The following is a 2,711-nucleotide window of genomic DNA, read 5'->3' on the forward strand; positions in this document are numbered from 1 at the left end:
CTCGCCAGGCTCATGTGGGAGTACGTCCACGAGAACCGCGATGTGGCGAGAAAGATCCTCTCCGGGGAGACTCCCCTGGGGAGGGCGCTCGTCGAGGAAGAGGCGCTGGGAGAGGACGTGCACTCGCAGGTGCTGACCCACGAGACCGCCGCCGGGATCATCAGGGAGGCGAAAAAGATCGGCGTCGGGCTCTGCTACTGCAGGCACCTGAGGGAACACGTCGACGATGGGTGCAGCTATGCGATGGACGTGTGCACGGCATTCAACGCAGGCGCCTCCTACCTCGTGCGGAGGGGATTCATGCGGGAGGTGTCGAAGGAGGAAGCCCTCGATATCTTCTCCCGCACGAAAGAGGAAGGGCTCGTGTACGTGGCCGATAACGTGAAGAGACGCCCATCCTTCGTCTGCCACTGCTGCGGCTGCTGCTGCGGGTTGCTCGGCGGGATGAAAAAGCTGCGCCTGGAAAATGTGGTCGCCACCTCGCCGTACCTTGCCAAGATCGACGGGGGAAAGTGCACCGGCTGCGGCCTCTGCGTGAAGAAGTGCCAGGTGGACATGATAAACCTGGTCGAGGATGGAAGGGGGAAGCGGGGAGAGGTGGACAGCCGTTTCTGCCTGGGATGCGGGGTCTGTGTGGCCGCCTGCAGGGAGGGCGCCCTCAGGATGGTCGACCGCGGGGAACGGGTCATCACCCCCGATTCGGCGATGGAAAAGTACCTGATGATCGCCATCGAGCAGGGCAAGCTGGGCAACCTGCTCTTCGACGACTTCACCAGCCTCCCCCACGCGGTGATCAGAAACGTGGTGAACGCCATCGCGAGGGTCAAGCCCCTGAAGGACCATCTCAAGAAAGAAGAGATGCGCTCCCGCTTCCTGCAGGCGCTGGTCGCGCGATAGGTGCTGCTCCGGGGTACCTTCCTCCAGGGGCCTTTCTTACACAACCGTCTACAGCAGTTCCTTCACGGCATCCAGGGCTGCGTCGTAGTCGGGATGTGTCTTCACCTCGGGGACGACCTCCACGTACCGGACGACGTCGTCAGCGTCGATCACGAAGACGGCCCTGGCAAGGAGGCGGAGTTCCTTGAGGAGGACGCCGTATGCCGTTGCGAAGGAGAGGTCCCGGTGGTCCGAGAGCACCTTGATCCTGTCGATTCCGGCGGTGCTGCTGAAGCGTGACTGGGCGAAGGGGAGGTCCAGGCTTACCGTCACCACCTGCACCGTGTCGGGCAGATTGGCGGCAACTTCGTTGAACTTCCTCGTCTCCTCGTCACAGACCGGCGTGTCCAGGGACGGAACCGCCGCGATGAGCTTTATTTTTCCGGCAAAACTGCCGAGGGTCACTTCGTTGAGGGAACCGTCCAGCGCGCTGAAATCGGGTGCCCTGTCACCCACCTTGATTTCACTCCCCACCAGGGTAAGCGGATTTCCTCCTATGGTAACCACGTTTTTCCGTTCCATGTTCCCCTCCTGGGTCTGATATTTTGGTGCCATTTCGTTTCCGGTGACCCTGTCGGCCGGGAAAAAGGCTGTCCGGCTGCGGGCCGTTTTTCCTGCCCCCGCCTGTCGCGCCGCTTCCGGTGTGGCACCGCCTGCATATCTCATTAGATGTTGAAAATTATAAAAGATTCCAGATAATTAGTTAAGGGCAGAGTTTTGCTCTTCCGTAAACGGCCGGTCCCTCCGGCCGCACGCGCCCTCCTCCGCCGCATTTTGCTTTTTTAAATGGGCAAAGTGGCATTACAATGGAGGGAGGTTCCCGCTTTTTTCCCGTGCGGGAGACCCTGAACCGGAACCATATTCTGGGGGGAGGTGTCAGGATGAAATGGTCAGCCGGGTGCTTCCTGCTTGCCGCCGTGGCGTTTTTCTCGTTCGCTGCCTGCTCCGGGAACATGGATTCCGCCGGCGCCCGGGGGGAAGAGAGGGTCGAGATTGCCGGAAATTTTGCCAGACTGCCGGCGGCCTTCGAGGAGAACCGGGGGCAGGTGGATGAAAGGGTCCGCTTCCTTTCGCGCGGCAGGGGGTGGAATGTCTACGTTACCCCGGACGAGATCGTCATGGCCACAGCATCCCGGCGGCCGGATCCCGGCGGAAAGAGTGCGGGGAANNCCCGCGAAGTGGCTCACCGGGGTCCCCCGCTTTTCGAGGGTTAGCTTCGGTGAGATATACCGCGGGGTGAGCCTCGAGCTGTACGGGACGGAAAACGGGATGGAGTACGATTTTACGCTGCTTCCGGGGATAGACCCCGCAACCATCGTGCTCCGGTTCTCCGGGGCCGGGGACGCGCGCATCGACGGGGACGGAAACGTTGTGATCGTAACGGGTGCCGGAAAGATAATCCATCGGTCCCCCCGGATCTACCAGGTTGCGGGGGGGAAAAGAAAGCCCGTTGCCGGCGGATTTCGAAAGGTGGGGGTCGACAGGTTCGGTTTCGTGGCCTCCGGGTACGACGAAACGAGGGAACTGGTGATCGACCCGGAGATCAGCTTCGTGACCTACCTGGGGGGTACGCGGCTCGACGAGGCCCTCGCCCTTGCCCTCGATAACGTGGGAAATGCTGTCGTTGCGGGCAGGACCTTTTCCGATGACTTTCCCACCACCATCGGGGCCTTCGACCCCGATTGCGGGACCGACGGGCAGTGCGACGGTCTCGGCGTCCGCACGGACGCATTCGTGACCAAGTTCAACGCAACGGGCTCTTCCGTGATCTTCTC

Annotated in this window: 4 protein-coding genes; 3 read left to right on the forward strand and 1 reads right to left on the reverse strand. The window is 61.6% G+C overall.

All coding sequences use genetic code 11. The features are described from left to right. The coding region (locus tag GTN70_04170) for a 4Fe-4S dicluster domain-containing protein (GenBank protein ID NIO16184.1) at window positions 1-897 on the forward strand (897 nt) is incomplete at its 5' end. Between the two features lie 48 nt (window positions 898-945). On the opposite strand, the gene GTN70_04175 is transcribed toward GTN70_04170, so the two are convergent. Then, window positions 946-1,458 (reverse strand): thiol peroxidase, encoded by a 513-nt coding sequence (locus tag GTN70_04175; protein ID NIO16185.1) that lies wholly within the window; start codon window positions 1,456-1,458, stop codon window positions 946-948. Between the two features lie 359 nt (window positions 1,459-1,817). Here GTN70_04175 and GTN70_04180 point away from each other — a divergent pair, with 359 nt between their 5' ends. Together GTN70_04180 and GTN70_04185 are read left to right on the forward strand one after the other, a co-directional pair. Continuing rightward, entirely contained in the window at window positions 1,818-2,150 is a 333-nt protein-coding gene (locus tag GTN70_04180; GenBank protein NIO16186.1) for a hypothetical protein, read from the forward strand. Next, on the forward strand, window positions 2,095-2,711 hold a 617-nt coding region (locus tag GTN70_04185; protein NIO16187.1), incomplete at its 3' end, for a hypothetical protein. The genes GTN70_04180 and GTN70_04185, both read left to right, overlap by 56 nt.

This window comes from Deltaproteobacteria bacterium (assembly GCA_011773515.1).
Lineage (GTDB): Bacteria > Desulfobacterota > Deferrimicrobia > J040 > J040 > WVXK01.